We start from the raw sequence: 24,983 nt of genomic DNA, 5'->3' as shown, positions 1-24,983 counted from the left end.
TAAGCAAAAATGTGGTAGACAAACTTTTAAAGCCTATTCGCTATAATAGGGTAAAAAAGATTTGAATTCACCCTTAAAAATTAGATATGGATAAACCTCTTGTTTCCATTATAATACCAACCTATAATTATGGAGCACTGATTGGTGAAACACTCCAATGTGTGTTGCAGCAAACTTATTCAAATTGGGAAGTAATCATCATTGACGATGGCTCTACTGATAATACGCAAGACGTAATTCAACCTTTTATTATAGATGAAAGATTTATTTACTATAAGCAAGAAAATAAAGGGCTCCCAGCTGCCAGAAATGCAGGGATTAATATAGCGAAAGGAGAGTACATACAATTTTTAGATGCTGATGATTTACTTTCTAAAGAAAAAATAGCCATACAAGTTAAGTATATGCAAGAGCGTGAGTGGCTTCACATTTCTTATACAAATGGACTTTACTTTAAAGAAAAGAATGTTCATGAGACCTACGCTAATAGGCGCATGACTCAAAGTGCTTGGATACCAAAATTAAATGGCAAAGGGATGAACATTATTACTGAGTTAGTTGAAAGAAATATTATGCCTGTGAATTCAGCATTACTGAAACGTGAAGTGTTTAGCTTGGTTGGAATGCAGAATGATAACTTGAAAAGTTTGGAGGATTGGGAGTTTTGGTTGCGCTGTGCTTTTGGAAATTTGTCCTTTGGCTATTGTGATGATGATAATTCAATATCATTGATTAGGTTGCATTTTGAAAGTATGAGTATTGATAAAATGCGTATGATGAGCCAAGATTTGGCTTTAAGGGATAAAATAGATCTTATGATACGGAATTCTTCTTTGTTAACAGAACATCAAAAGAACACGTTAACTAAAGTCAACGAAAAAAAGAAAGCCTTATCCTATAGGGAAATTATTTTGTCGAAGGGTTTTTTAAATGTTCAGCTTATAAAGGAAATATACACAAAGTACGGTTTTTCGATGTTAATAACCATTTATGCAAAAGCGCTTAATGACTCAAGAAGGCAAAGAGGTAAGTTTTAATATGATTAATCGTTAAAGGTTTGCATATCAATTAACCTTTTATAGACTTTATTATTGCTAATTAATTCTTGATGTGTCCCTCTTTCTACGATTTCACCTTTATCTATTACAACAATAAGATCTGCTTGTTGAATAGTGCTTAATCGGTGTGCTATAACAATTGAAGTTCTATTTTGCATTAAATTATTAAGTGCTTCTTGGACTAATTTTTCCGATTCGGTATCTAATGCAGATGTCGCTTCATCCAATAACATGATTGGAGGATTTGCTAAAACTGCTCTAGCAATACAAATTCTTTGTTTTTGTCCGCCAGATAATCTATTTCCTCTATCGCCTACAAAAGATTGATAGCCCTCTTCGGTATTTAAAATGAACTCATGAGCATTGGCAATTTTTGCAGCAGCGATAACTTCTTCTTCAGTGGCTTCTGGTTTTCCAAATGCTATATTATTGAAAATGGTATCATTAAATAAAAATGATTCCTGATTAACTGTACCCATTTGAGCTCGAATACTCTCTATCGTTAAGTCTTTATAGTTATATCCATCAATTTTTATATCACCCATTAGGGGGTCATGAAAACGAGGAATTAAATCCATTAATGTGCTTTTACCGCCACCGGATGGGCCCACAAGAGCAATTGTTTTACCTTTCTCAATGCTTAGATTAATATTTTTTAGCACTTGTTTCTCTCCATAGCTAAAGGAAACATTTTCTATATCCAATGCTTTTTTAAACTCAGGTAAGGGTATGGCATCTGGTTTATTTTCTAGCTCAGCCTTTGTGTCGATTAAATCTAAAACACGTTCTCCTGCTGCGATTCCAGAATGAATGCCACTAAAAGAATCAGATAAGGCTTTTGCAGGCCTCATCACTTGAGAAAATAATGCAATATATCCAATAAATTGACTTGTAGTTAATGCTCCCGGTTGGTTGTTAATGATCAAATTTCCTCCATACCATACAATCATAGAAACCATAACTACGCCTAAAAATTCAGATACTGGAGAGCCGAGTTGTTGTCTTCTCACCATTTTTCTATTTATGTTAGAATAAAACACATTTTCTTTTTGAAACTTGTGTTTAGTTCTTTCCGTGCCATTAAAAGCCTTAATAATTTTAATTCCGCTTAATGATTCGTCTAAAAAGCCAATCATTTTAGCGAAAGATTCATGTGCCTCTTTAGCTTGTTGTTTAAGTCTTTTTACAATTTTACTAATTATAAACCCTGATATAGGAATCACTAAAAGAGAAAATAGAGTTAATTTTACAGAAATAGAAAGCAACACAAGTACATAAAATATTAAAGTTAAGGGCTCTTTAAACACTACTTGTAAAGTGTTGGTTACTGTAAATTGTACCACCTGAACATCTGATGCAACTTTGGAAATAATATCACCTTTTTTTTCATTATTAAAGTAACCAACATGTAAATCCATCACATTATTGAAAACCGTTTTGCGTAGATTTAAAAGAGTATGTACACGTAAATCTTCCATGTAGCGCTGAGAAAGATATCTGAAAATATTGGATAGCAAAACCGAGCCCACAATTACAAGACAAACATAAGCAAGGGTTAGTTGAATACCGTTTGTATACTTGGAATGATTAACGAAGTCTCTTAGTTGCCCAGTAATATCAAATGACGAGGTTGCAGTATCAGCAACGTTTTTTAAGGCATTGGGAGATGTTGAGGGTATTAAAGTTTCAAAAAGAGGAACTAATAATGTAAGATTTAAGGTGCCAAAAATAATTGAAAGTACCGTTGCAATGATATAGGGTATAGCGAACTTTTCTATAGGTTTAGCAAAAGATAATAATCTGAAGTAGGTTTTCATTCAAAGTGTATAAAACATACAAAGTTACATATTTTGTTGTTTGTTTGCGGATTGATCGTTTTGCTGTATATAATATTACCAAAAACAAACGATATCAGGTGTAGCTATATTGAATGTTACATACTTAATAAAATTCTGTTTATTTGTAATAAAGATAGTTTGCAATGAATTCGCATCAGATACTTAAGGAAGGAATTGAACAAGGAGATTTTAGAGCTTTAGCAAGAGCATTAACTTTTGTAGAAAATGATATTGAACCTGCTTCAACTTTATTAAAAACTATTCATATTAAAAATGAGATTCCTGTTGTAGGCGTAACAGGCCCACCTGGGGCAGGCAAGAGTACTTTAGTAAATACGATTACAAACTATTTTATTGAGCAGAAAAAGAAAATAGCCATTTTGGCAGTAGACCCTACATCTCCATTCAATTTTGGATCGTTATTAGGCGATAGAATTAGAATGGCTCAACAATTTAATAATCCAAATGTGTTTATCAGATCTATTGCTACCCGTGGGGCTTTAGGAGGAATTTCTCTTAAAACATTAGAGATGGTAGATGTTTTGAAAGCCGCCAAATTCGATTTGATTTTGGTAGAAACTGTTGGTGTAGGTCAATCTGAAGTAGAAATAGCAGGATTAGCAGACAAAACGGTTGTGGTGCTGGTTCCTGAATCGGGAGATGAAATACAAAATATAAAGTCTGGGTTAATGGAAATTGCTCAAGGTTTCATTGTAAACAAAGCGGACAGAGATGGCGCAGACACTTTTGCTAACAACCTTAAAAAATTAGTTACGCAGCAACATCAAAATATTCCGGTTTTTAAAACTATTGCGGATAAAAATGAGGGTATAAGCGCCGTATGCAAATGGATTTTGAAGCCAACTGACACAATTAATGAGCGTAAAAAATTCTTAATGGCAGAAAAAGCACTAAGAATTATTCAGCATTATCGAATGAAAGATATTGATAGCATCCAATTACGCTTGGATGTCGAAAAAGCAGTAATGCAACCAGACTTCAATATTTATCGTTTTACAGAAAGCTGGATTAAGCATTCATAAGATCTTCAATTTCATCTACTTCAATAGGAATATTAACCATCAAGTCTAGATTCCCATTCTTTGTGATCAAAATATCATTTTCTAATCTTACACCTAATCCTTCTTCTGGAATATAGATGCCTGGTTCGCAAGTTAAAATATTCCCTGCTGCAAAAGGAGTGTATCTACTTGCAAAATCATGTACATCTATACCTAAATGATGAGAAGTACCATGCATAAAATATTTCTTGTATGCTGGATATGTTGAGCTTTGATTTTTCACATCAGCAGAAGAAATTAGCTTAAGCTTAATCAATTGTTCTGTCATGATTTCTCCAATTTCTTCATGATATGTATTCCATATCGCGCCAGCGACCATCAATTTTTTAGCTTCCTTCATTACATGTAAAACGGCATTGTAAACTTCTTTTTGCCTTGTTGTAAATCGACCATTTACAGGGATTGTTCTGGTTAAATCTGCATTATAATTTGCATATTCAGCTCCAAAATCCATTAAAATTAATTCGCCATCCTTACACTTCTGATTATTATCTGTGTAATGCAATATATTAGCATTGTTTCCAGAAGCTATAATTGGGTTATACGCATGCCCAGTAGCTGCTTGTTTAATAAATTCGTGAATAATTTCTGCTTCAATTTCATATTCCATTACGTTTGGTCTCACAAATTTTAGCACTCTTCTAAAGGCATCGTTAGTAATATCACATGCCTTTTGGGTAAGTTCAACCTCTATATCAGATTTTATTGCTCGTAAATCCCGCATTAAAGGAGCGGCTCTTTCATATTTATGTAAAGGATATTTTTCACGTAATTCTTTAATAAAACGAATATCTCGATACGGTAAAGAATGAGCATAACGGTCATTCTCATTTGTATTTAAATAAATGCATTCGGCATAGTGGATTATACTATGTAAAATGTTTTCAAAATCATCTAACCAATAGATATTCTTAATCCCAGAGGTTGCTCTAGCTTGGTCTTTGGTATATTTATGCCCCTCCCATACCTTAATGTGGTCATTGGTCTGTCTTAAAAATAGGACTTCTCTGTATAATGGATTAGGACAGTTTGGATATATCAGTAATATTGACTGCTCTTGATCTATGCCAGACAAGTAGAAAAGGTCAGGATTCTGCTTAAATGGAAAGTTTTGATCTCCACTTCTTGGAAACTCATCATTAGATTGAAATATGGCTATTCCATTATCAGGCAATAGATTTGCAAAATTTTCTCTGTTCATTGAAAATAGAGAGGAGCTTATTTCTTTGTATTTCATTATTTTACTATCTTTAAGTGAGATAATTTTTCCAAATGTAATAAAATGATCAATTCTTTAGAAGTTTGGAACGGAGTTTGTATAGTGTTTTGAGATTATAAAAATTTGTTTAATTTTGTCTTACAAAAAATTATACAATTAATATTTGTTTAACCTTAAAAAAGAAAATTATGAATTATTCTACTTTAAAAAAAGGCGTTGTAGCTTCTTTAGTAGCTTTAATGGGAGTAACAACTCTTGCTAACGCTCAGGACGCTCCTGCAATGTCTTCTTCTGCCAAAGTATTTGGTGGTAGAGCACAGTACAGAACGTGGTCATTAGGTATCAATGGTGGTGTTTTAGCACCAGTTGTTGTTACTGGTGGTACTAACGATTTCACTAACTGGGATGTTAACTTAGGTTATGGTATCTCATTACGTAAACAATTAGGTCATGCATTTGGCTTAGAAGGTAACATTTTCCGTGGTAAATTATCTGGAACTAATAAAGATGCTACTGGTGGTGTTAAAAATGGCGCTAAAGAATTCGAAACTGATATTCAATATGCAGCTGATTTAAGAGGTGTTGTGAATGTTGCAACTGTAGATTTCTTACGTCGTGAGAACTCAGTTAACTTCTTCGTAACAGCTGGTTATGGTTTAATGGCTTATAACCCTAAATTGACTTTAGCTAATGGTACAGTAGTTAATACTAAAGGCCAATATGGTGAGGATCATGATAATGACTATATCAAAGAAGCTTATATCCCTGTAGGTGCTGGTATTAAATTCAAAGTATCTGACCGTGTATCTTTCAACTTAGCTTATACAATGAATTTTGTTGATGGTGATAACGTTGATAGAGTTTACGCTGGTGGTACTTCAAAAGATAAGTATTCTTACACTTCTGCTGGTTTAGAATTCTCTTTAGGTTCGAAAGCTAAACCTAACTTGGATTGGGTTAACCCAGTAGCTATGATGTATGATGAATTAAAAGATCCTACTTTACGTCAAGAAGTTGAGGCATTGAAAAACCGTGTTTCTAATGTTGAAAAATCTGTTGAAGATTTGAAAAAAGATTCAGATGGTGACGGTGTTGCTGATCAATTTGACAAATGTGCTGGAACTCCAGCTGGAACTAAAGTTGATGGATCAGGATGTCCACTTCCTGCACCAACTGTAGTAACTACAACTCCAACTGAAACTTCAAATGTAACTGGTTGGGAAACTATCCAATTTGAATTTAACAGCTCAGTATTAAAAACTGAATCTTACCCTACTTTAGATAAATTATCTTCAGTATTGCGTGAAAACGGTGGTAAAATAACTGCTAAAGGTTATGCTTCAAGCGAAGGTACTACTGCATACAATATGAAATTATCTAAAGACAGAGCTAATTCTGTTAAAACTTACTTAGTAAACTCTGGTGTTAATTCTAGCCAAGTAACTACTAAAGGTTTTGGTGAAGCTAATCCAGTTGCTTCTAACGATACTGAAGAAGGTCGTATCCAAAATCGTCGTGTTGAGACTTCAAGAAACTAATCTTTCTTAATTCGATATAAAAAGAGCTCCGAAATTTCGGAGCTCTTTTTTTTTATACCTACATTTGTACATGTACTTCTTTAGAAAGAAAGATCCACAACGTCCAACTAATATCAATATTAAGATAATGCATATCATTAATGCAATTGCTATCTTATTATTTGTTGGTGGAATAACCTGGAAATTGATACAATGGTTTATATTAAAAAATAAATGAAAACAATTATTACCCACAATGCACCAGCACCAATTGGTCCTTACAGTCAGGCAGTATTGGCTAATGGATTTTTATTTGTATCAGGCCAAGTAGCCATTAATCCTGAAAATGGAGAGCTAAACCTTTCGTCAATTTCTGAAGAAACACATCAAATAATGCGCAATATTAAAGCGGTGTTGTTAGAGGCAGAGTATGGGTTTAATCATGTTGTTAAAACCACAATATTTTTAGCAGACATGAGCTTATTTGCTGAAGTAAATGAAGTATATGGATCTTATTTCCAATCACATTTTCCTGCACGTGAAACGGTTGCAGTTAAAGGTCTGCCAAAAGGTGTAAATGTAGAAATATCGGTGACAGCTTTTAAAGCATAAGCTTTGTTGAAATCCAAATCACGTTATTTATTTGCTGCTTTTTTATCTGTAGCTATTTGGGGATTTTTCTCTATTCCTTTAAGAAACCTTAAATCATTTCCTTCTGAAGAAATTTTATACTATCGGATATTTACTTCATTAGTTGTTATTTGGATTGCAATACTTTTATTTCGACGAAAAATCTTAATAAAAGACATTCACTATTTTAAGAATGCACTACCCAAAGAAAAGCGAATAATTGTTTATCAGATTATTGGAGCTACTATATTGCTTACGTTAAATTGGTATACATTTATTTATGCTGTAAATCATATTAACCTCAAGTCTGCGGCGTTTGCCTATATGGTATGTCCATTAATAACAGCATTTGGTGGTTTTCTAATTTTAAAAGAAGAACTATCTAACTTGAAATTAATATCCCTTGGTATAGCATTACTAAGCATTGTTATGCTAGCTACTGGTTCTTTTATTGATGTAGTTTGGTCAGTTATTATAGCAGCATTGTATGCTTTTTATCTCATCATTCAACGTAAGATGCAACACTTAGATAAACTGAATGTGCTTGCTTTACAAATAACTGTAGCGGTTTTATTAATGTTACCTTTTTATGTATACCATCATGAAGGCTTTCCAACTGGCGTGTGGTTTTGGAGTCATATCGTTATCATCGCAGTTGTGTTTACAGTTATTCCGCTGTTTTTAAGTTTGTATGCGTTAATCGCAATTCCTTCATCTACCTTAGGAATTATTATTTATGTAAACCCAATTATTGCGTTTGCTGTTGCGGTTTTATATTTCGACGAGAAAATAAGCCTACATCAATTATTAGCTTATTTACTATTATTATTCGCAGTTTTCCTTTTTAATTGGAACTTGATAAAAGATATTTTTACTTTTAAGAGAAAATAAATCTGCTTTGTTTGCCTCAAATTTAGATACATCTTTAGTTTATTTAAAAGGAGTTGGTCCTAAACGTGCTGAACTGCTGCAAAAGGAGCTGGGTATATCAACCTATGAGCAACTTTTAAATCATTATCCTTTTAGATACATTGATAGAACGCGATTTTATAAGATAAATGAATTAAATCCTGATATGCCTTTGGTGCAAGTAATTGGTAGAATTACAAGTAAAGAAACCGTTGGTGAAAAACATAAAAAAAGAATTGTTGCTAAATTTACAGACGATACTGGAACGATGGATTTAGTGTGGTTTCAAAGTTTAAAATGGGTAGAAGATCATGTGATGCGTGGCAGTATTTACATCGCCTTTGGCAAACCGACCTTGTTTAATAGTAGCTTTAGTATTTCACATCCAGATTTAGAAACTTATCCCAGACAAACTGGAATAACAGGAAATTTAACCTTACAACCAATTTATAACTCTACTGAGAAACTGAAAAAAAGTTTTTTAGATAGTAAGGGTATTCAGAAGTTAATTCATCATATAATTGAATTACATATCAATGAAGTTAGAGAAACTTTACCTGCTTATATTTTAGAAAAATATAAATTAATTAGTAGAAAAGAGGCTTTAATCCATATTCATTTCCCCGCTAATACTTCGATGTTACAACATGCAGAGAGGCGATTAAAATTTGAAGAGCTTTTCTTTATCCAATTGCAATTATTGCATAATAAACAATTACGAAGTTTAAAATTTAAAGGAGCGCTATTTAATACTGTTGGAGAGAAAGTAAATACATTTTATAACACAATGCTTCCTTTTGATTTAACAAACGCACAGAAGCGAGTTATTAAGGAAATAAGATTAGATACCCAAAGGGGAAGTCAAATGAATTCGTCTTATTCAAGGTGATGTAGGTAGTGGAAAAACAGTGGTAGCTTTGATGAGTATGCTGTTGGCAAATGATAACGGCTATCAGGCGTGTATGATGGCACCTACTGAAATTTTAGCTAGACAACATTATCAATCATTGGTTGATCTTTTAAAAGGCGAATTAGTAAATGTCGCTATCTTAACAGGAAACACAACTAAAAAACAACGAACTGTTTTACATCAGCAATTAGAAAGTGGAGAGATAGACATCTTAGTTGGTACACATGCGCTGATTGAAGATAAAGTTCAATTTAAAAATTTAGGCTTAGTTGTAATTGATGAACAGCATCGTTTTGGTGTAGAACAAAGAGCAAAATTGTGGCGCAAAAATGTTGTTCCTCCACATATTTTAGTCATGACAGCAACACCAATTCCACGAACGTTAGCTATGACTTTATATGGCGATTTAGATGTTTCGGTAATTGATGAGCTGCCTGTGGGAAGAAAGCCAATAGAAACCAAACATTTATTTGAAGGCCAAAGAATGCGAATGTTTGGTTTTATGAAACAAGAAATTGCAAAAGGTAGACAAGTTTATATTGTTTATCCGTTGATACGAGAAAGCGAAAAATTAGATTTATTGCATTTAGAAGCAGGTGTAGAACAAATGCGTTATCAGTTTCCTTTACCAGATTATCAAATTAGTATTGTGCATGGACAAATGCCAAATGCAGATAAACAATATGAAATGCAACGATTTATTGATGGTAAAAGTCAAATTATGGTAGCTACTACTGTTATAGAAGTTGGTGTAAACGTACCAAATGCATCGGTAATGATTATCGAAAATGCAGAACGATTTGGGCTTTCGCAATTACATCAATTAAGAGGTAGAGTTGGTAGAGGTGCTGAGCAATCTTTTTGTATTTTAATGACAGGAAATAAATTGGGGCCAAACTCAAAATTGCGAATAGAAACTATGGTTAAAACTAATAATGGTTTTGAAATATCAGAAATAGATTTACAACTTCGCGGTCCAGGAGATATTACCGGTACACAACAAAGTGGAGTTTTAGAACTCAAAATGGCAAATTTGGCTAAAGATCAAATCATTTTACAAGAAGCACGAAATACAGTAATTGAACTTATTGAAAAAGATCCAATGCTTGAATTACCAGAAAATATACTCCTTAAGAACTACCTTAATAAAAGAACAAGAGCAATCGCTTTTGATAAAATTTCTTAATTAATCTTCATCCGTTCCCGGTAATGAACCACTTCCTGTGTATGCACCTTTACGGATAATTGGCATTTTTAAATATTTGAAAAGTTCATCTAAATGCATTAAGCTTCCGTTGGTGAGGTTACCTAAGAAAATTACCACGATATCTTTATCTAAATCTCTAACATAAATATGACGGAAACCATGCCACCAACCAGTATGGTAAACTACTTTGTCCATTCCTTTTCCGTCAAACATTCTCCAGCCGTAACCATAATTAAAATGACCATTTACAGGTTTATTGTGGCCAGTGTAAGCGGAGTTTAAACTCTTTTGAGATAATAATCTTCCGTTTTTTAAATACTTATCGTATAAAACTAAATCGTGCAATGTGCTATAAATTCCTTTGTCTCCAACTGGTCCATCTAAAAAATTTTGTACAACAGAATACCTAAAATTATTACGATCGTGACCAACTACATCTACAGGAACTTTTGGGTAAACCGTAGTCGAATAGACATGTGTATGTTTCATTCCAGCAGGTTTAAAAACATGTTCCATCATATAATCAGCATAAGGCTTGCCTGTAACTTTTTCTATAATCGCACCCAAAACCATAAAATTTGAGTTGTTGTAGTGAAATATCTTATCTGGTTTGGTGTATGGATTTGGCTTCCTTTCGGCAATTATATCCATCACCTCTTGGTTTGATACCCCTTTCTTTTGATCTCTTTTTTCCTTACGCCAAATGTCATCAATGAAATAAACATAATTCATCATTCCACTTCTATGGGATAAAAGTAGTTTAATTGTTATACCATCGTAAGGGAAGTTTGGATAGAATTTTTTTACGTCATCTGTTAATTTCAGTTTCCCCGCTTCCACTAATTGCATAATTGCAACACTCGTAAATGTCTTACTAATTGAAGCCAATTCAAATTCTGAATTTATTTTTAAGCTATCGCGATGTAAATAATCTGCCCATCCAATTGCTTTTTCATATAAGATTTTACCTTTTCTTGCTACCAACATGTTTCCGTTAAAGCCTGATTTTTTATGGAGATTTTGGGCAAAATCTGCAATCCATTGATCGCCTTTAGCTGGATCATAAGCAATTAGTAAACTATCTGCTTTATCGTCTTCTTTGGTTCTTACTTTTTTATCGGCTTCTGCCTTTTTAGCTTTTTCTTCTTTAGATGTACAAGATGAAATGGATATAATGGTGATTGCAAAAGCTGCAACGAGTAAACGAAACTTCATGTATAGGGATAAACAGGTTTAAAAGGCGAAAAATAAGAATTATTGTCTTTTTAAACGTAAAAGAGTTTTAAACATTGCAGATAATTTTCTTTTAAGTTAATAATTTGCAATCCTATTAAATATGTTACTTCAAAGCGCTTCAAAATCTTTAAATTTGGCAAAAAAATAGCAACATCATGAGTTTCAGAATAGAACACGATACCATGGGCGAGGTACAAGTGCCCGCTGATAAATATTGGGGCGCACAAACAGAACGTTCGCGTAATAATTTTAAAATTGGCCCAGAGGCCAGTATGCCGAAGGAAATTATACATGCTTTTGGTTACTTGAAAAAAGCCGCAGCTTTAGCAAATACTGAATTAGGAGTATTGTCTAGTGAAAAAGCAACGTTAATTGCAAATGCTTGTGATGAAGTAATTGCAGGTAAATTGGACGCAGAATTTCCATTGGTAATTTGGCAAACAGGTTCTGGTACGCAAAGTAACATGAACGCTAATGAGGTTATTGCAAATCGTGCTCACGTGTTAAATGGTGGTAGTTTAGCTGATGATAAAAAAGTACTTCACCCGAATGATGATGTGAATAAATCGCAGTCATCAAATGACACCTATCCAACTGCAATGCACATTGCTGCCTATAAACAAGCAGTAGAAATTACTATTCCAGGATTGGAAAAATTAAGAGATACTTTAAATCAAAAAGCTGGATCTTGGAATGATATTGTAAAAACTGGCCGTACGCATTTTATGGATGCCACGCCTTTAACTTTAGGGCAAGAATTTTCTGGCTATGTACAGCAAATAGATAATGGAATTAGAGCAATAAAAAATGCCTTAATAATGATTAGTGAGTTGGCTTTGGGCGGTACTGCAGTGGGCACAGGCTTAAACACACCAAATGGATATGATGTTTTGGTTGCTAAAAAAATCGCTGAATTGACAGGCTTAGCTTTTGTAACTGCTCCAAATAAATTCGAAGCTTTAGCTGCGCATGATGCAATGGTTGAGTTATCTGGCGCTTATAAACGTGTTGCAGTTTCTTTAATGAAAATAGCTAATGATATTAGAATTTTAAGTTCTGGTCCACGTTGTGGAATTGGAGAAATCATCATTCCTGATAACGAACCGGGTTCTTCTATTATGCCTGGCAAAGTAAACCCAACACAACCAGAAGCTTTAACAATGGTTTGTGCACAAGTTATGGGTAACGATGTAACTGTTGGTATTGGTGGTAGCAATGGTCATTTTGAGTTGAATGTTTTTAAACCAGTTATAGCAGCAAACGTACTGCAAAGTGGTCGCTTAATTGGAGATGCATGTGTTTCCTTTAACGATAAATGTGCAGTGGGTATTGAACCAAATAGACCAGTAATTAAACAACACATGGAAAATTCTTTGATGTTGGTTACAGCTTTAAATCCACATATTGGTTATGAAAATGCAGCTAAAATTGCTAAAAAAGCACATAAAGAAAATAAAACTTTACGTGAAGCTGCAGTTGAATTAGGTTTATTAACCAGCGAGCAATTTACTGAATGGGTAAAACCTGAAGATATGGTTGGTAGCCTTAAATAATTAAGCCAAAAGACTAAAGCAGAAAGCTACTATAAGGTGCAAAATATAACAATGTAATTATTTAATGATGCCATTTTTTTTTAAGAGAAATATACAATTCGCTTTAGTATTTGTTCTTTCGGCCTTGACCTTTTCATGCACACGCTTACCAAACGTACAAGGTAAAGGAGAGGTGTTTTTACAAGGTGTTTGGAATCAAGATAGTATTGCTAATTCGGTTAAGTTGTTAAACTATACTCAACATCATTTCAAAATAAGTTGCGATTCGTTTTATGTAAATTTAACTACCTTTTCTAAAGTTAATTACTATGCAGATTCATGCTTTAACAAAGGCATTTGGAAAGAATATGCAAAAGGAACGTATGTTGTTAAAGGCGATACATTGATGTTAACTGGCACATTTACAAAAGCAAATTATAAGCAAAAAGCTTCAGGATGTTACCGAAATGGACAATATTTAAGCAATTTCAAAATTAAATCATCAAGTTCTACTAGCTTAGTATTAGAGAATTTAAACGATCAAAGAGAATGTACACTTGTTCTAAAAGAAAAGATAAACTGTGTACCTAAAGAATTATAAAATGAAGAAATTATCCTTTTTTAAGAAAATCGTTATCGTATTGGCCTTGATTTATGTGCCATTCACAGCTGGTGCTTGGGGCGTTTTAGGACATAGAATTGTTGGCGAAGTTGCTGATCAATATCTACAGGCAAAAACTCGTTTGGCTATCAAACAGATTTTAGGTACAGAGAGCATGGCAATGGCCGCTAATTGGGCAGATTTTATAAAATCTGATACGACCTATAATTATTTGAGCAACTGGCATTATGTAAATCTTCCAGCAGATTTAACCAAAAATGATGTCTATAGCTTTTTAGATAATCAGCCTGCAGCCAATATCTATAATAAACTTAATGAAATGATTGCCGTGCTTAAAAATGCAAAAAGTACTGCAGACCAAAAGAAATTAGCATTACGAATGGTTATTCATTTAGTCGGAGATTTACATCAGCCTATGCATACAGCTAGAAAAGATGATTTAGGGGGGAATAAAATTCTATTATCATGGTTTGGCGAAAAATCTAATTTACATAGAGTTTGGGACGAAGGATTAGTTGGTTTTCAGCAATTGAGTTTTACAGAATACACAAAGGCAATTAATCATCCCACAAAACAACAAGTTATTAATTGGCAACAAACAAGCATAAAAGATTGTGTATTTGAATCATATCAAATCTGCAATAAAATTTATGCAACTGGCATTAAAAATGACGATAAATTAAGTTACAAATACAATTTTGATTGGATTGACACCGTAAATGAACAATTGCTTAAGGGTGGTGTTCGTTTGGCAAAAATTTTAAACGATATTTATAAGTAATTATTAAAAATATCTGTCATGAAAAAGCTGATTTTATTTGTTTGCATTTGTGCAGTGCTTTCTTGTAAAAAAGAAAAAATAGAAGACATTACAAAGTTTAATTGGGTTTTAAAAACAGCTACTCGTACACCAGGCAAAATGTATAATGGAAAAATTGAAACCGATTATATAGAAAGCGATCCTAGCACCTGCCTCAAAAATAATTATACAATTGTATTCTCTAATAATGGGACTTATGGATATGCATCTAATGGGCCGCTTTGTGACTTAGTAGCAAATGATAATAGTTTAAAATGGACAAAAAGTGGCGATCAGATTACTTTAATTAACACACGGAATAATAATTCTGAAATTAATGCTAAGTTGGATGGCACTCAGTTGATGTATACAACAACCCATAATGATAACGGCACAAATTATACAATTGTTTGGAAATTTATAGCAAAATCAAAGTAAGTTGAAAATTTTAATGGTTTGTTTGGGTAATATTTGTCGTTCGCCAATGGCGGAAGGTATAATGCGTCATTTAGTTAATGAACAACAGCTAAATTGGGAAGTTGCATCTGCTGGAACAGGGAATTGGCACGTTGGACAAGCGCCAGATAGAAGAAGTATCCTTATGGCGAAAACCTTTGGTTATGATATTTCAACTCAAAGAGGAAGGCATTTTACAGCTGATTTATTTGAGCAGTTTGACCATATTTTGGTAATGGATAAATACAATTTGAGAGATGTATTAAGCTTAGCTGAAACTGAAGAACAAAAAAAGAAAGTAAAGTTGTTTTTGGCTGATGAAGCAGATGTTACCGACCCCTATAAGGATAGTTCATTATTTGAATTGGTTTGTGCATTGATAGAAAAGAGATGCATGGAATTAATAGAAGAGTTAAAGTCATAATATAAAAACAGAATGGCAGCACAATTATTTATGGTTTTACTTGGTTGTAGACCTGCAGGAAGACATATTGAACAACACGATATTTTTTTTGGCATTGGTAATTCCATACAAGAATTGATACCGGAAATAAATGCTTTTTGGCCTGAGGCGAAAGGCAAAATTCATGTAGATGCTTGGCGAACTGTAAACAAAGTTGATGGCTATAAAGTAGAAGTTATAGCAAAAAATGACGAAGTAAAGGCTGATCTAAACAGTCTATTCTTTTTAAATTTAGGCGGCTACAAAAAAGATGAATTTGACGAACTGCATTATAAAATGCTAGTAGTATCTGATCAGAAAGCGGTGGCAATTAAGCAAGCTAAGGAAACAGCTTTTTATAAACACACAGCTTTTGAAGGTGCTACCTCTCATATAGATGATAAATTTGGAGTTGACGTAGATGATATTTTTGAGATCCAAGATATTTTATCATCAGAAATAAAAAGCAAATACGCTTTAAAGTTTACTTCAAATATCAATTTGCCTGAAGATGAAGTCTTTTTAGGGTATTTGCCTTTATCAAAATTATAGAAATTAAGCAGGCTGCATGTGTGTTGCAATTGCCATTCTATTCCAAGCATTAATTGTCATTATTGCCACCATAATTTGAGCCAAATGATTATCGTCGAATAATGCTTTTGCAGCATTGTAAGTTGCGTTTGAAACACCACCATTTGCAATTAACGTCATTTCTTCTGTTAAAGCTAAAATAGCCCTTTCTTCAGCTGTATAAATATCTTTAACTTCTTTCCACGCATTTAATAAATAGATGCGTTGTTCGGTTTCTCCATTTTTTCTAGCATCTTTTGTGTGCATATTTATGCAAAAAGCACAACCATTAATTTGTGAAGCTCTAATTTTAATTAACTCTTTGTGCGTTTTACTAATTTTCGTTTTTCCTAAGTAGTTCTCAATTCCAACGAAAGCTTTATAAGCCTCTGGCTCAATTTGGCCGATATTTATTCTTGTTTCCATTTTTATTATCTTTTAATTTGATACATCAAAGATAAAATGAGACTTCTTTAAAAAACTTAAGCTGGTTTAAGAAATCAATTAAGGATGTTTTTTTCGTAGTTCGCTCAAATATTCTGGTGTAATTCCTAAATAAGAAGCCAACATATACTGTGGGATGCGCTGAATAAATTTAGGAAATAACGAAACAAATTGTCTGTAGTTTTCTTCTTTGGATAAATCATGAAAGTATTTAACTCTCATTTGCGAAGCGGCGTAAGCTCTTTGCATCATAATTCTAAAATATCGCTCAAGCTGTGGCAATTTCTCAAATAGTTCTTCTTCTTTTTGATGTTCGACTACTACGATTTCAGAATTTTCTACCGCTTGAAGGTAGAATTTGGAAGGAGCCTGCATCATTAAACTCATGTAATCTGATAGCCACCAATTTTCTAAAGCGAACTGAGTAATTTGCTCATTTCCTTTCTCATTGATGTAAAACATCCGTAAAAGACCAGTTTCTACAAAATAATTGCCTTTACAAATTTGCCCCTCTTTTAGCAAAAACTCCTTTTTCTTAATTGACTTTATTTTTATATAGGTTAATAAGACTTTAATATCTTCATCCGTTAGAGAAATATGCTTTTTAAGATGTTCGATAAAATTCGGATACATAGCAGTGTGTTTACGAGTCAAATATATCAAAGCTTATTGTATTCCTAAATGCGCTAAGGTATTTTAAACTTTTCATTTTTATTGCTGTTTTTAAAATACATCAAAACAATAATGATATGGAAACTAGAACAGCAAACGCAGAAGTATTAAACGATCTCATCTTAATTAATAATGACAGAGTTAACGGCTACGAAAGAGCAATTGAAGAATTAACTCCTGAAGATTCTGATTTGAAAACGCTTTTTGTGAAAATGATAGGAGAAAGCCATAAACATAAAATGGCTTTGGCAACAGAAGTGCAGGCTTTAGGCGAAGATGTTGAAGAAGGAACTACAAACTCTGGTAAAGTATATAGAGCATGGATGGATGTGAAAGCGATGTTTACAGGTCATGATCGTAAAACAGTTTTAAATAATTGTGAATTTGGTGAAGATGCTGCTCAAAAAGCGTATAAGATGGCATTGGAAACCGATGGCTTATCTGCAAATATTAGGATCATGATTACAGAACAAAAAGCTGAATTAAGAGCTTCACATGATGAAATTAAGATGCTGAGAGACTCCCAATTGTAAGTAAAAACTCTCGGTTAAACAAAACCCTCCTGACTTAAGTTAGGAGGGTTTTTTGGTTAATAATATTGCCTTATTTTTTATCCAATTCTTTGTCTAAATAATAAGTCGCTTTATGAATAGCATCATCAATTGTGTCACTTAAAATGGTAATAAAGGAGCCGGATTTTGCATTAGTAATAAGATTTCTCATACAATCCTCACCATTATTATTGATTTCAATTGACATATTTGGTTTAATTTCTTTTAATCCAACTAATAACAAATCAATTAATTCTTGTTGTTTACGTCCTCGCAAATATTTCTCCTGACAAATTACTACTTTATCAAACATTTTAGCTGCAATTCGAGCAGTTTCAATAATGTCTTCATCTCTTCTATCTCCAGTGCCAGATATTACACCAACATGTTCTGTTGCTTCTACAGTTTGTAAATAATCCTTAATGCCATTAAAACCATCTGGATTATGAGCAAAATCTACGAGCACTTTAAAGTCTTTGAACTTAAAAATATTCATTCGACCTGGTGTGTGAGCCGCCGATGGAATAAATGTTTCTAAGGATGTTCTGATGTCTTCCGTTTTATATCCCCACAAGAAAGTAGTAAGTGTAGCAGCTAATACATTCTGTATCATAAAATCAACAGAAGCATTAAATGTTAATGGAATATGTGTGGCTTTTTCTACACGAATTTTCCAATCACCTTTTTTAATAGTTACATATCCATTTTCGTAGATCGCTGCAATGCCTCCTTTTTTGCAATGTTCTTTTATGACTGGATTCTTTTCATCCATACTAAAATACGCAACATTACAATCAGCGCTAGCTGCAATTTTCAAACAATAAGCATTATCAGCATTTAAAACTGCCCAGCCATTTCTTTTTACAGCGCCAATAATAACTGCTTTTACACGAGTTAAATCATCTAATGTATTAATATCCGAAATGCCTAAATGATCTTCCTGAATATTAGTCACCACACCAATATCACATTTGTTGAAGCCCAACCCAGCACGTAAAATTCCACCTCTAGCAGTTTCTAACACAGCAACTTCTACCGTAGGGTCTTTTAGAATAAATTCTGCACTAAACGGACCAGTCGTATCACCCTTCATTAACAAGGTGTTTTGTACATAAATTCCATCGGAGGTTGTAAAGCCAACTCTACTACCATTATTTTTCACAATGTGAGCAATTAAACGCGTAGTAGTAGTTTTTCCATTTGTTCCAGTAACTGCGATAATTGGAATACGAGCAGATTTTCCTGGTGGATATAACATATCAATAACAGGAGCTGCAACATTACGCGGTAAACCTTCGCTTGGCGCTAAGTGCATTCTAAATCCTGGAGCTGCATTTACTTCTAAAACAACACCACCATTTTCGGTTAAAGGCTCAGTTAAATTCTGCGCCATTATATCAATACCGCAAATATCTAAGCCAACAATTCTTGAGATACGTTCGCAATTAAAAACATTTTGAGGATGAACTTGATCAGTTACATCAATGGAAGTGCCACCAGTACTTAAGTTTGCAGTAGATTTTAAGTAAACAATTTCTCCTTTTGGAGCAATGGTTTCTAAGGTATATGATTTTTTTTCTAAAAGATCTAATGTATCTCGATCAACTGTAATTTCTGTTAATACATTTTCATGTCCATATCCACGACGTGGATCTTCGTTTTCTTTATCAATTAATTGTTGAATGGTAAGTTTCCCGTCGCCCTTTACGTGTGCAGGAACCCGTAAAGCAGCAGCAACCATTTTATGATCTATCACCAAAACCCTAAAATCATGTCCAGTTATGAAACTCTCAACAATAATTCGTCGTGAGTATTCTTTGGCATAGTGAAAAGCAGCAATTGCCTCTTCTTCATTTTTCACATTGATGGTTGCGCCCTTACCATGATTTCCATCTAAAGGTTTAAAAACCAAAGGGAAACCTACTCTTTTTATAGCATCATATACATCTTCTAATGTAAAAGCAGTTACACCTTTTGCAACCGGAATTGCTGCATCACTTAATAAACGTTTCGTTTCATCTTTATTGCCGGCAATATCAACCGCAATACTACTTGTTCTTTCAGTCATGGTTGCTCTAAAACGAACTTGATTTTTACCATAACCCAATTGCACCAACGAACTTTTATTCAATCTAATCCATGGAATATCTCTTGAAATCGCTTCATCAACAATAGAACCTGTGCTTGGCCCTAAACGTTCTGATTCACGCAATTCACGCATGCGCTGGATATCATGCTCTAAATCATATTCTTTGTTATCAATTAATGCTTCCGCAATACGGACTGCAGATTCTGCGGCATAAACGCCAGCTTTTTCCTCTAAATAACTAAAAACAACATTGTAAATTCCTTCTGTTTTTGTCTGGCGAGTTCTGCCAAAACCAGTATCCATGCCAGCTAAAGTTTGTATTTCGAGGGCAATATGTTCAATTACATGTCCCATCCATGTACCTTCTTCCACGCGTAATAAAAATCCTCCTGGTGCTGCTTTAGAGCAACGATGAGTTTGTAATGTAGGAATTAGTTTTTCTATTCGCTCTCTAAAACCATCTATTGTATTGGTTGGGCGTTGCTCTAATTCCTCCAAATCTAAACGCATTTGGATTAATTTTTTTCGGTTAACAGACCAAATATTTGGTCCTCTTAGCACCTGTATGCCTAATATTTTCATTGTTGTTTATTTTAAGTATGGTAATGGAGCGTTACGGATAGAGCGTATAATTTCAAAGAAAAAATTAAAGTATAAAAATTTTTTCAAATTAACCTTTATCTAGTGTTAAATTTTGCAATCGTTTTTATTCAGTTAAGAAAACAAACAAAACCAGTTTAAATGTTAATTAAAAGTATAATATTGATAAAAATAATGTTAATTATTAGGCTAATGGTATATATTTGAATTTTAGCGAAAAACTAAACGATAAGATGGCTCCAAAAGGGAAATTAATAATAATTGGCGGTGCAATAAACACTGGAAGTTTTGCCGAAACACAGTTCGGACTGCCACAGAACATGAACTTTTTTGAGCGTGGAATTTTAAAAAGGATAACTACTGAATCTGTTAAAGGAAATGAGTTCTCGGTTCGAAATTATGACAACTGCATCGCTAATTCCTGAAAGGGTTGGTGAAGAATACATTAAAGCTTTTGCTCAATTAGATGTGCATGATGTTGGTGTGCTTAATATTGGAAGTAGAGAAGAGGCAAACCGACCTGAATATGCAGAACGTGTTAAAAAAGCTGATGTAATCATTTTTACTGGTGGCGATCAATTGCGTTTATCCTCAATTTTTGGGGGTACAGAAATTCACCGCATTTTGCTTGATAAATACGAAAACACTGAAATTGTGATTGCAGGTACATCTGCTGGCGCTGCTGCTAGCTCTAAAAACATGATATATCAGGGAAGTAGTAAAGACGCCTTGTTAAAAGGTGAAGTTAAAATAACTGGTGGATTAGGATTTATTGATGATGTAATTGTTGATACGCATTTTGTACAAAGAGGCAGAATTGGTCGTTTATTATATGCTACAGCAAGTAATCCAGGCATTTTAGGAATTGGTTTAGGTGAAGATACGGGTTTGTATATTCAAGAAAATACAATGGAAGCTATCGGTTCTGGTATGGTAATTTTGGTTGATGGACGTTATATGGCAGATACCAATTTAACTGATGTAGAAATGGGGCAACCCGTTTCTATAAAAAACATGATAGTACATGTGATGTGTGATGGCGATATCTACGATTTAAAAAGTCACCAATTAGTTATTCAACATCCTAAGGTTGTTCCGACAGAATAATTAAAAATTTATCAATGAAAATAATAATACATGGTGGATTTTTTAGTGAATCTTCTACTAATCAAGAAACAAAAAAAGCGAAGCAAGATGCTTTAGCTGGAATTGTTGAAAAAGCCTATCATTTTTTAGCTACACATACAGCACTAGAAACGGTGGTGTACGCTACAAGTTTATTAGAAAACGATGAGCTCTTTAATGCAGGTATCGGTTCTCAAATACAAAGTGATGGTAAAGTGAGATTAAGTGCATCGTTAATGGATGGTAAAACCCAAAAATTTAGTGGCGTTATTAATTTGGAAGATGTTAAAAACCCAATTGAGGTTGCCCAAAAACTATTGGAATATGATGACCGGGTATTGAGTGGGGAGGGTGCTTTAGTTTTTGCAAGAAATAATGGGTTTGATTATTTTAATCCAATAACTGCACAAAGACAGGCTGAATACCAAGAGAAATTAAATCAACAGGAAAAAAAAGGGACAGTTGGCTGTGTGGCATTAGATACAGCTGGAAATTTAGCTGCAGCAACATCAACTGGAGGAAAAGGCTTTGAAATCCCTTGTCGTGTGAGTGATTCTGCAACGGTAGCAGGTAATTTTGCAACTGATTTTGCAGGGATTTCTTGTACGGGCGTTGGTGAAGATATTGTAAGTGGCGCATTAGCTGCTAAAATTGTAACCCGTGTAACCGATGGTTTTACTTTAAAAGCTGCTTGCGATAAATCTTTTACCGAATTGAAACCGTTTGATGGGTTTGCCGGAGTAGTTGGCATATCAGCCAAAGGTGAAATTTACCATTGCGATTCTCATCCGTATATGGTTTGGGCATCTTTTGATGGTAGTTTACAGGTGTTTAACTAAATTTTATATATCTTTATCGGATGAATAAAATCTGCTTAACGCTTATTTCCTTGTCTTTGGTTTCTATATCAAATGCACAAAATGTTAATTCAGGGCCTCAAGATACTCCTCAACCGATATCCGCAATTAATATTTCGGTGTCGAATGTGGAAGAGACTACAGCCGATGAATTTTTTGAAGATGCAGAACGTAATGAGCGTCGTGGTGATTTAAATGAAGCTTTAATTTTATTTGGCAAAGCAGCATTTGAGTATAATAATGATAAAAAATTTAGTCGTTATGGTGCTTCTTTACTTAGAATGAGTAATGTGCACTTACTGCTATCTCATTATACTGAAGCAGAGCAAGTTGTGTTGAATGCGGCATTAAAAACATATTCGCGAATTGGCAGTAAATCTGGCCAAATGGCATCGTATAATCAACTCGGAAAAATCTATTTCGCTGCTAATAAGCTTACTCAATCACTATGGTTTTATAGCCAACAAGGAATGTTGGCCCAGCAGCTTAAAAATAATATTTCTTACATTGATTCAGTATTAGGCATTGCATTAGTAAAAATTAAAAAGAAGGAATATAGTTTAGCTATGAAAGATGTGGACAGAGCTGAATTGCTTGCAAAAAATGCAAAAATTACTCAATTTGCTCAGCAGATTAAAAGTAGCAGATCTACTATCGCCGAGAAGCAAAACATCAAGAAATAGCAAATTCTTTTAAAATCAGTAGATTAGGGTATTTGATTATTAGGTTATTAATCGAACTTTGTCTTGTGTCTCCTGAAAAACCATATTTATTAAAAAAGATTTTCATTTCTATTACAACAGTACTAGGAGTGTTGATCTTTTCATTACCTGTAATTGCACAGCAAAATAAATTATTAGATTCTGCTAAAAATATCTTTAGAGCTCAACCAGAATTAGCTACATCACTTTTAGTACAAGTAAAAAATAATGCGATAAAAGCAAAAGACAATAATTCGTTGATTGCCGCAGAACTTATTGCAGGAAACATCGCTTATTTTAAAGGAAAGCATGATACAGCGTTAGCAATCTATTTACATGCTTTAATTATCGCTGAAAAAAATAATTTTCATGAGCAGATATCTGCAATTTGCAATGAAATCGGCACCTTGTTTAAGAAAAACAAAGATCTAAAAAAGGCACTTTTTTATTATACGAGGGCTATGAATGAGGCAGCAATCATAAAAAATGATGCTCAAATAGCGAATTCCCATAATAATATTGGGTTGGTGTATGAGGAAGACGGTAATTACTCAAATGCTTTAAAACAGTATCAAAAATCATTATTTTATTATCAAAAAGCTAAAGAAAAATTAGGTGAATCTACAGCTTAGAATACATTGGGTATGTGTATGGACTAATGAAGAATTATGATTTTGCTATTGAATACTTACAAAAAAGCTTATCACTTCGAAAAGAATTGAAAGATAATTATGGGATTGCAATTTGTTTAATTGAATTGACAGAAGTTAATACCGCTAAGAAGGATTTTAATCAGGCGACAAGTTACGCCAAGCAAGCTATTTCCTTTTGCCAGAAAATAAATTACCCTGATATGTTGCAACAAGGTTATTTATTACTCTCAAAAATATACGAACAAAAAAATGATTTCGGACAAGCTTATGAAGCACATAAAAGGTATGTAACTATAAAAGATTCGATATTTAATGTTGCCAAAAGCAATCAGATAAACGAATTACAAACGCGATACGATACAGAGAAGAAAGAGGAAAAAATTAAGCTTTTAAATAAGGAAAGTGCAATTCAAAAACTAAAATTAAACCAACGCGATGGAATTATCCTAGTCATAGCTCTAGCGTTTTTATTCTGCTTAGTTATTGGCTATTTAGTGTATAATCGCTATAAATTAAGGCAAAATGCTCGATTACAAAATGAAGTCATCGCTCAACAAGATTTAGCGACAAAAGCTGTTTTAAATGCGGAGGAAAATGAAAGAAAACGCATTGCTAATGAATTACACGATGGGCTTGGACAAATGTTTTCGGCTGTAAAATTAAACTTATCTGCATTAGCTGATCATTTTGAATTTAAGGATGAACATGGTAAGAGAATGTATGGTAAAACCTTAAGTTTGGTAGATGAAAGTTGCAAAGAAGTTCGTGTAATTTCACATCAAATGGCGCCAAATGTTTTGTTAAAAGCAGGCTTAACAAGTGCAATAAGAGATTTTATTAATAAAATAGACGTCAAAAAATTAAAGGTAAATTTAAGCACTTTTGGTTTGCAAGATCGACTAGATCAAAATATTGAAATGGTGTTATATCGAGTCATACAAGAAGCAGTTAATAATGTGATCAAACACGCTGGGGCAAATAGTTTAGATATTCAATTAACTAAAGATGAAGAAGGAATAAATGTGATGATTGAAGATAACGGGAATGGTTTTGATACAAATCATCTAGAAAAATTTGATGGCATTGGATTAAAAAATATTCGTACTCGTGTGACTTATTTGAATGGAACTGTAGATTTTTCTTCCACACTTGGTAAAGGAACGCTCATTGCGATTTTTATTCCCTTTAAAGGAAGCGTATAATTTTTTAACACAACTATTTATATGAAAAATACCCGCTAGTGGGTATATGTGCTGCTGCTAAT

The 24,983-nt window shown here is 33.5% G+C and carries 24 protein-coding genes and 1 pseudogene; 19 read left to right on the top strand and 6 right to left on the bottom strand.

The genetic code is table 11. From position 1 onward, the window contains the following. The first annotated feature begins 86 nt into the window (after positions 1-86). Positions 87-1,037, top strand: coding sequence for a glycosyltransferase family 2 protein (locus ACHMWN_RS03875; RefSeq protein WP_397297885.1), 951 nt, complete (start codon positions 87-89; stop codon positions 1,035-1,037). Positions 1,038-1,042: 5 nt separating this feature from the next. Here the strand turns inward: ACHMWN_RS03875 and ACHMWN_RS03870 are convergent, their stop codons facing one another. After that, entirely contained in the window at positions 1,043-2,875 is a 1,833-nt protein-coding gene (locus ACHMWN_RS03870) for an ABC transporter ATP-binding protein (RefSeq protein ID WP_397297883.1), read from the bottom strand. Between the two features lie 164 nt (positions 2,876-3,039). Here ACHMWN_RS03870 and meaB point away from each other — a divergent pair, with 164 nt between their 5' ends. Next, positions 3,040-3,939 (top strand): methylmalonyl Co-A mutase-associated GTPase MeaB, encoded by a 900-nt coding sequence (gene meaB, locus ACHMWN_RS03865; protein ID WP_397297882.1) that lies wholly within the window; start codon positions 3,040-3,042, stop codon positions 3,937-3,939. Here meaB and ACHMWN_RS03860 read toward each other — a convergent pair. Continuing rightward, a complete protein-coding gene (locus ACHMWN_RS03860; RefSeq protein ID WP_397297880.1) occupies positions 3,926-5,215 on the bottom strand; it encodes an aminopeptidase P family protein in 1,290 nt (429 codons plus the stop codon). The genes meaB and ACHMWN_RS03860 overlap by 14 nt on opposite strands. Positions 5,216-5,385: 170 nt before the next feature. Here ACHMWN_RS03860 and ACHMWN_RS03855 point away from each other — a divergent pair, with 170 nt between their 5' ends. From ACHMWN_RS03855 to recG, 5 genes and pseudogenes are all read left to right on the top strand, one after another. Further along, positions 5,386-6,735, top strand: a complete 1,350-nt coding sequence (locus tag ACHMWN_RS03855; RefSeq protein WP_397297878.1) for an OmpA family protein — start codon at positions 5,386-5,388, stop codon at positions 6,733-6,735. Positions 6,736-6,805: 70 nt separating this feature from the next. Beyond that, entirely contained in the window at positions 6,806-6,952 is a 147-nt protein-coding gene (locus ACHMWN_RS03850; RefSeq protein ID WP_397297877.1) for a DUF6728 family protein, read from the top strand. Next, the gene (locus ACHMWN_RS03845) at positions 6,949-7,326 is read left to right on the top strand and encodes a RidA family protein (protein WP_397297876.1); all 378 of its coding nucleotides are present in this window, start codon (positions 6,949-6,951) and stop codon (positions 7,324-7,326) included. Before ACHMWN_RS03850 ends, ACHMWN_RS03845 begins: the two co-directional genes overlap by 4 nt. A gap of 6 nt (positions 7,327-7,332) precedes the next feature. Beyond that, positions 7,333-8,235, top strand: a complete 903-nt coding sequence (locus ACHMWN_RS03840; protein WP_397297874.1) for an EamA family transporter — start codon at positions 7,333-7,335, stop codon at positions 8,233-8,235. A 7-nt stretch (positions 8,236-8,242) separates the two neighbouring features. Next, positions 8,243-10,349: pseudogene (recG, locus tag ACHMWN_RS03835) on the top strand (ATP-dependent DNA helicase RecG). Here recG and ACHMWN_RS03830 read toward each other — a convergent pair. Continuing rightward, positions 10,350-11,585 (bottom strand): serine hydrolase domain-containing protein, encoded by a 1,236-nt coding sequence (locus ACHMWN_RS03830; RefSeq protein WP_397297872.1) that lies wholly within the window; start codon positions 11,583-11,585, stop codon positions 10,350-10,352. Between the two features lie 176 nt (positions 11,586-11,761). On the opposite strand from ACHMWN_RS03830, the gene fumC reads away from it, so the two are divergent. The 6 genes from fumC (at position 11,762) to ACHMWN_RS03800 (ending at position 16,009) form a co-directional block, all read left to right on the top strand. Then, positions 11,762-13,159: a class II fumarate hydratase gene (fumC, locus tag ACHMWN_RS03825; protein ID WP_397297871.1), complete on the top strand. Its 1,398-nt coding sequence runs from the start codon at positions 11,762-11,764 to the stop codon at positions 13,157-13,159. 64 nt (positions 13,160-13,223) lie between these two features. Then, on the top strand, positions 13,224-13,739 hold the full coding sequence (locus ACHMWN_RS03820) for a fumarate hydratase (protein WP_397297869.1): 516 nt from the start codon (positions 13,224-13,226) through the stop codon (positions 13,737-13,739). 1 nt (position 13,740) lies between these two features. After that, a complete protein-coding gene (locus ACHMWN_RS03815; RefSeq protein ID WP_397297868.1) occupies positions 13,741-14,541 on the top strand; it encodes a S1/P1 nuclease in 801 nt (266 codons plus the stop codon). A gap of 18 nt (positions 14,542-14,559) precedes the next feature. Continuing rightward, entirely contained in the window at positions 14,560-14,997 is a 438-nt protein-coding gene (locus ACHMWN_RS03810; RefSeq protein WP_397297867.1) for a hypothetical protein, read from the top strand. A 1-nt stretch (position 14,998) separates the two neighbouring features. Next, the gene (locus ACHMWN_RS03805; protein ID WP_397297866.1) at positions 14,999-15,439 is read left to right on the top strand and encodes a low molecular weight protein-tyrosine-phosphatase; all 441 of its coding nucleotides are present in this window, start codon (positions 14,999-15,001) and stop codon (positions 15,437-15,439) included. Between the two features lie 12 nt (positions 15,440-15,451). Further along, on the top strand, positions 15,452-16,009 hold the full coding sequence (locus ACHMWN_RS03800; RefSeq protein WP_397297864.1) for a DUF1543 domain-containing protein: 558 nt from the start codon (positions 15,452-15,454) through the stop codon (positions 16,007-16,009). A 3-nt stretch (positions 16,010-16,012) separates the two neighbouring features. Here ACHMWN_RS03800 and ACHMWN_RS03795 read toward each other — a convergent pair whose 3' ends face one another. Together ACHMWN_RS03795 and ACHMWN_RS03790 are read right to left on the bottom strand one after the other, a co-directional pair. Continuing rightward, on the bottom strand, positions 16,013-16,453 hold the full coding sequence (locus ACHMWN_RS03795; RefSeq protein WP_397297862.1) for a carboxymuconolactone decarboxylase family protein: 441 nt from the start codon (positions 16,451-16,453) through the stop codon (positions 16,013-16,015). Between the two features lie 78 nt (positions 16,454-16,531). Beyond that, positions 16,532-17,104 carry a Crp/Fnr family transcriptional regulator gene (locus ACHMWN_RS03790; protein WP_397297861.1) on the bottom strand — a complete coding sequence of 191 codons (573 nt, stop codon included), beginning with the start codon at positions 17,102-17,104 and terminating at the stop codon, positions 16,532-16,534. A 116-nt stretch (positions 17,105-17,220) separates the two neighbouring features. Between ACHMWN_RS03790 and ACHMWN_RS03785 the strand changes: the two genes are divergently transcribed. Then, positions 17,221-17,676, top strand: coding sequence for a PA2169 family four-helix-bundle protein (locus ACHMWN_RS03785; RefSeq protein WP_397297860.1), 456 nt, complete (start codon positions 17,221-17,223; stop codon positions 17,674-17,676). Positions 17,677-17,746: 70 nt separating this feature from the next. On the opposite strand, the gene cphA is transcribed toward ACHMWN_RS03785, so the two are convergent. Beyond that, positions 17,747-20,365: a cyanophycin synthetase gene (gene cphA / locus ACHMWN_RS03780; RefSeq protein WP_397297859.1), complete on the bottom strand. Its 2,619-nt coding sequence runs from the start codon at positions 20,363-20,365 to the stop codon at positions 17,747-17,749. Between the two features lie 396 nt (positions 20,366-20,761). Here cphA and ACHMWN_RS03775 point away from each other — a divergent pair, with 396 nt between their 5' ends. The 5 genes from ACHMWN_RS03775 to ACHMWN_RS03755 all read left to right on the top strand — a co-directional run bounded on the left by ACHMWN_RS03775 (position 20,762) and on the right by ACHMWN_RS03755 (position 24,921). Beyond that, positions 20,762-21,490, top strand: a complete 729-nt coding sequence (locus ACHMWN_RS03775) for a cyanophycinase (RefSeq protein ID WP_397297857.1) — start codon at positions 20,762-20,764, stop codon at positions 21,488-21,490. Between the two features lie 14 nt (positions 21,491-21,504). Further along, positions 21,505-22,347: an isoaspartyl peptidase/L-asparaginase gene (locus tag ACHMWN_RS03770; protein ID WP_397297855.1), complete on the top strand. Its 843-nt coding sequence runs from the start codon at positions 21,505-21,507 to the stop codon at positions 22,345-22,347. 20 nt (positions 22,348-22,367) lie between these two features. Beyond that, on the top strand, positions 22,368-23,048 hold the full coding sequence (locus ACHMWN_RS03765) for a hypothetical protein (protein WP_397297854.1): 681 nt from the start codon (positions 22,368-22,370) through the stop codon (positions 23,046-23,048). A 65-nt stretch (positions 23,049-23,113) separates the two neighbouring features. Next, on the top strand, positions 23,114-23,698 hold the full coding sequence (locus ACHMWN_RS03760) for a hypothetical protein (protein WP_397297852.1): 585 nt from the start codon (positions 23,114-23,116) through the stop codon (positions 23,696-23,698). Continuing rightward, on the top strand, positions 23,686-24,921 hold the full coding sequence (locus ACHMWN_RS03755) for a sensor histidine kinase (protein ID WP_397303533.1): 1,236 nt from the start codon (positions 23,686-23,688) through the stop codon (positions 24,919-24,921). The genes ACHMWN_RS03760 and ACHMWN_RS03755 overlap by 13 nt, the downstream gene beginning before the upstream one ends. Positions 24,922-24,983: the final 62 nt, after the last annotated feature.

It is taken from the genome of Pedobacter sp. UC225_61 (assembly GCF_044452285.1).
Lineage (GTDB): Bacteria > Bacteroidota > Bacteroidia > Sphingobacteriales > Sphingobacteriaceae > Pedobacter.
Note: the sequence above shows the minus strand (reverse complement) of the source record. Positions and strands in the feature narration are given on the sequence as shown.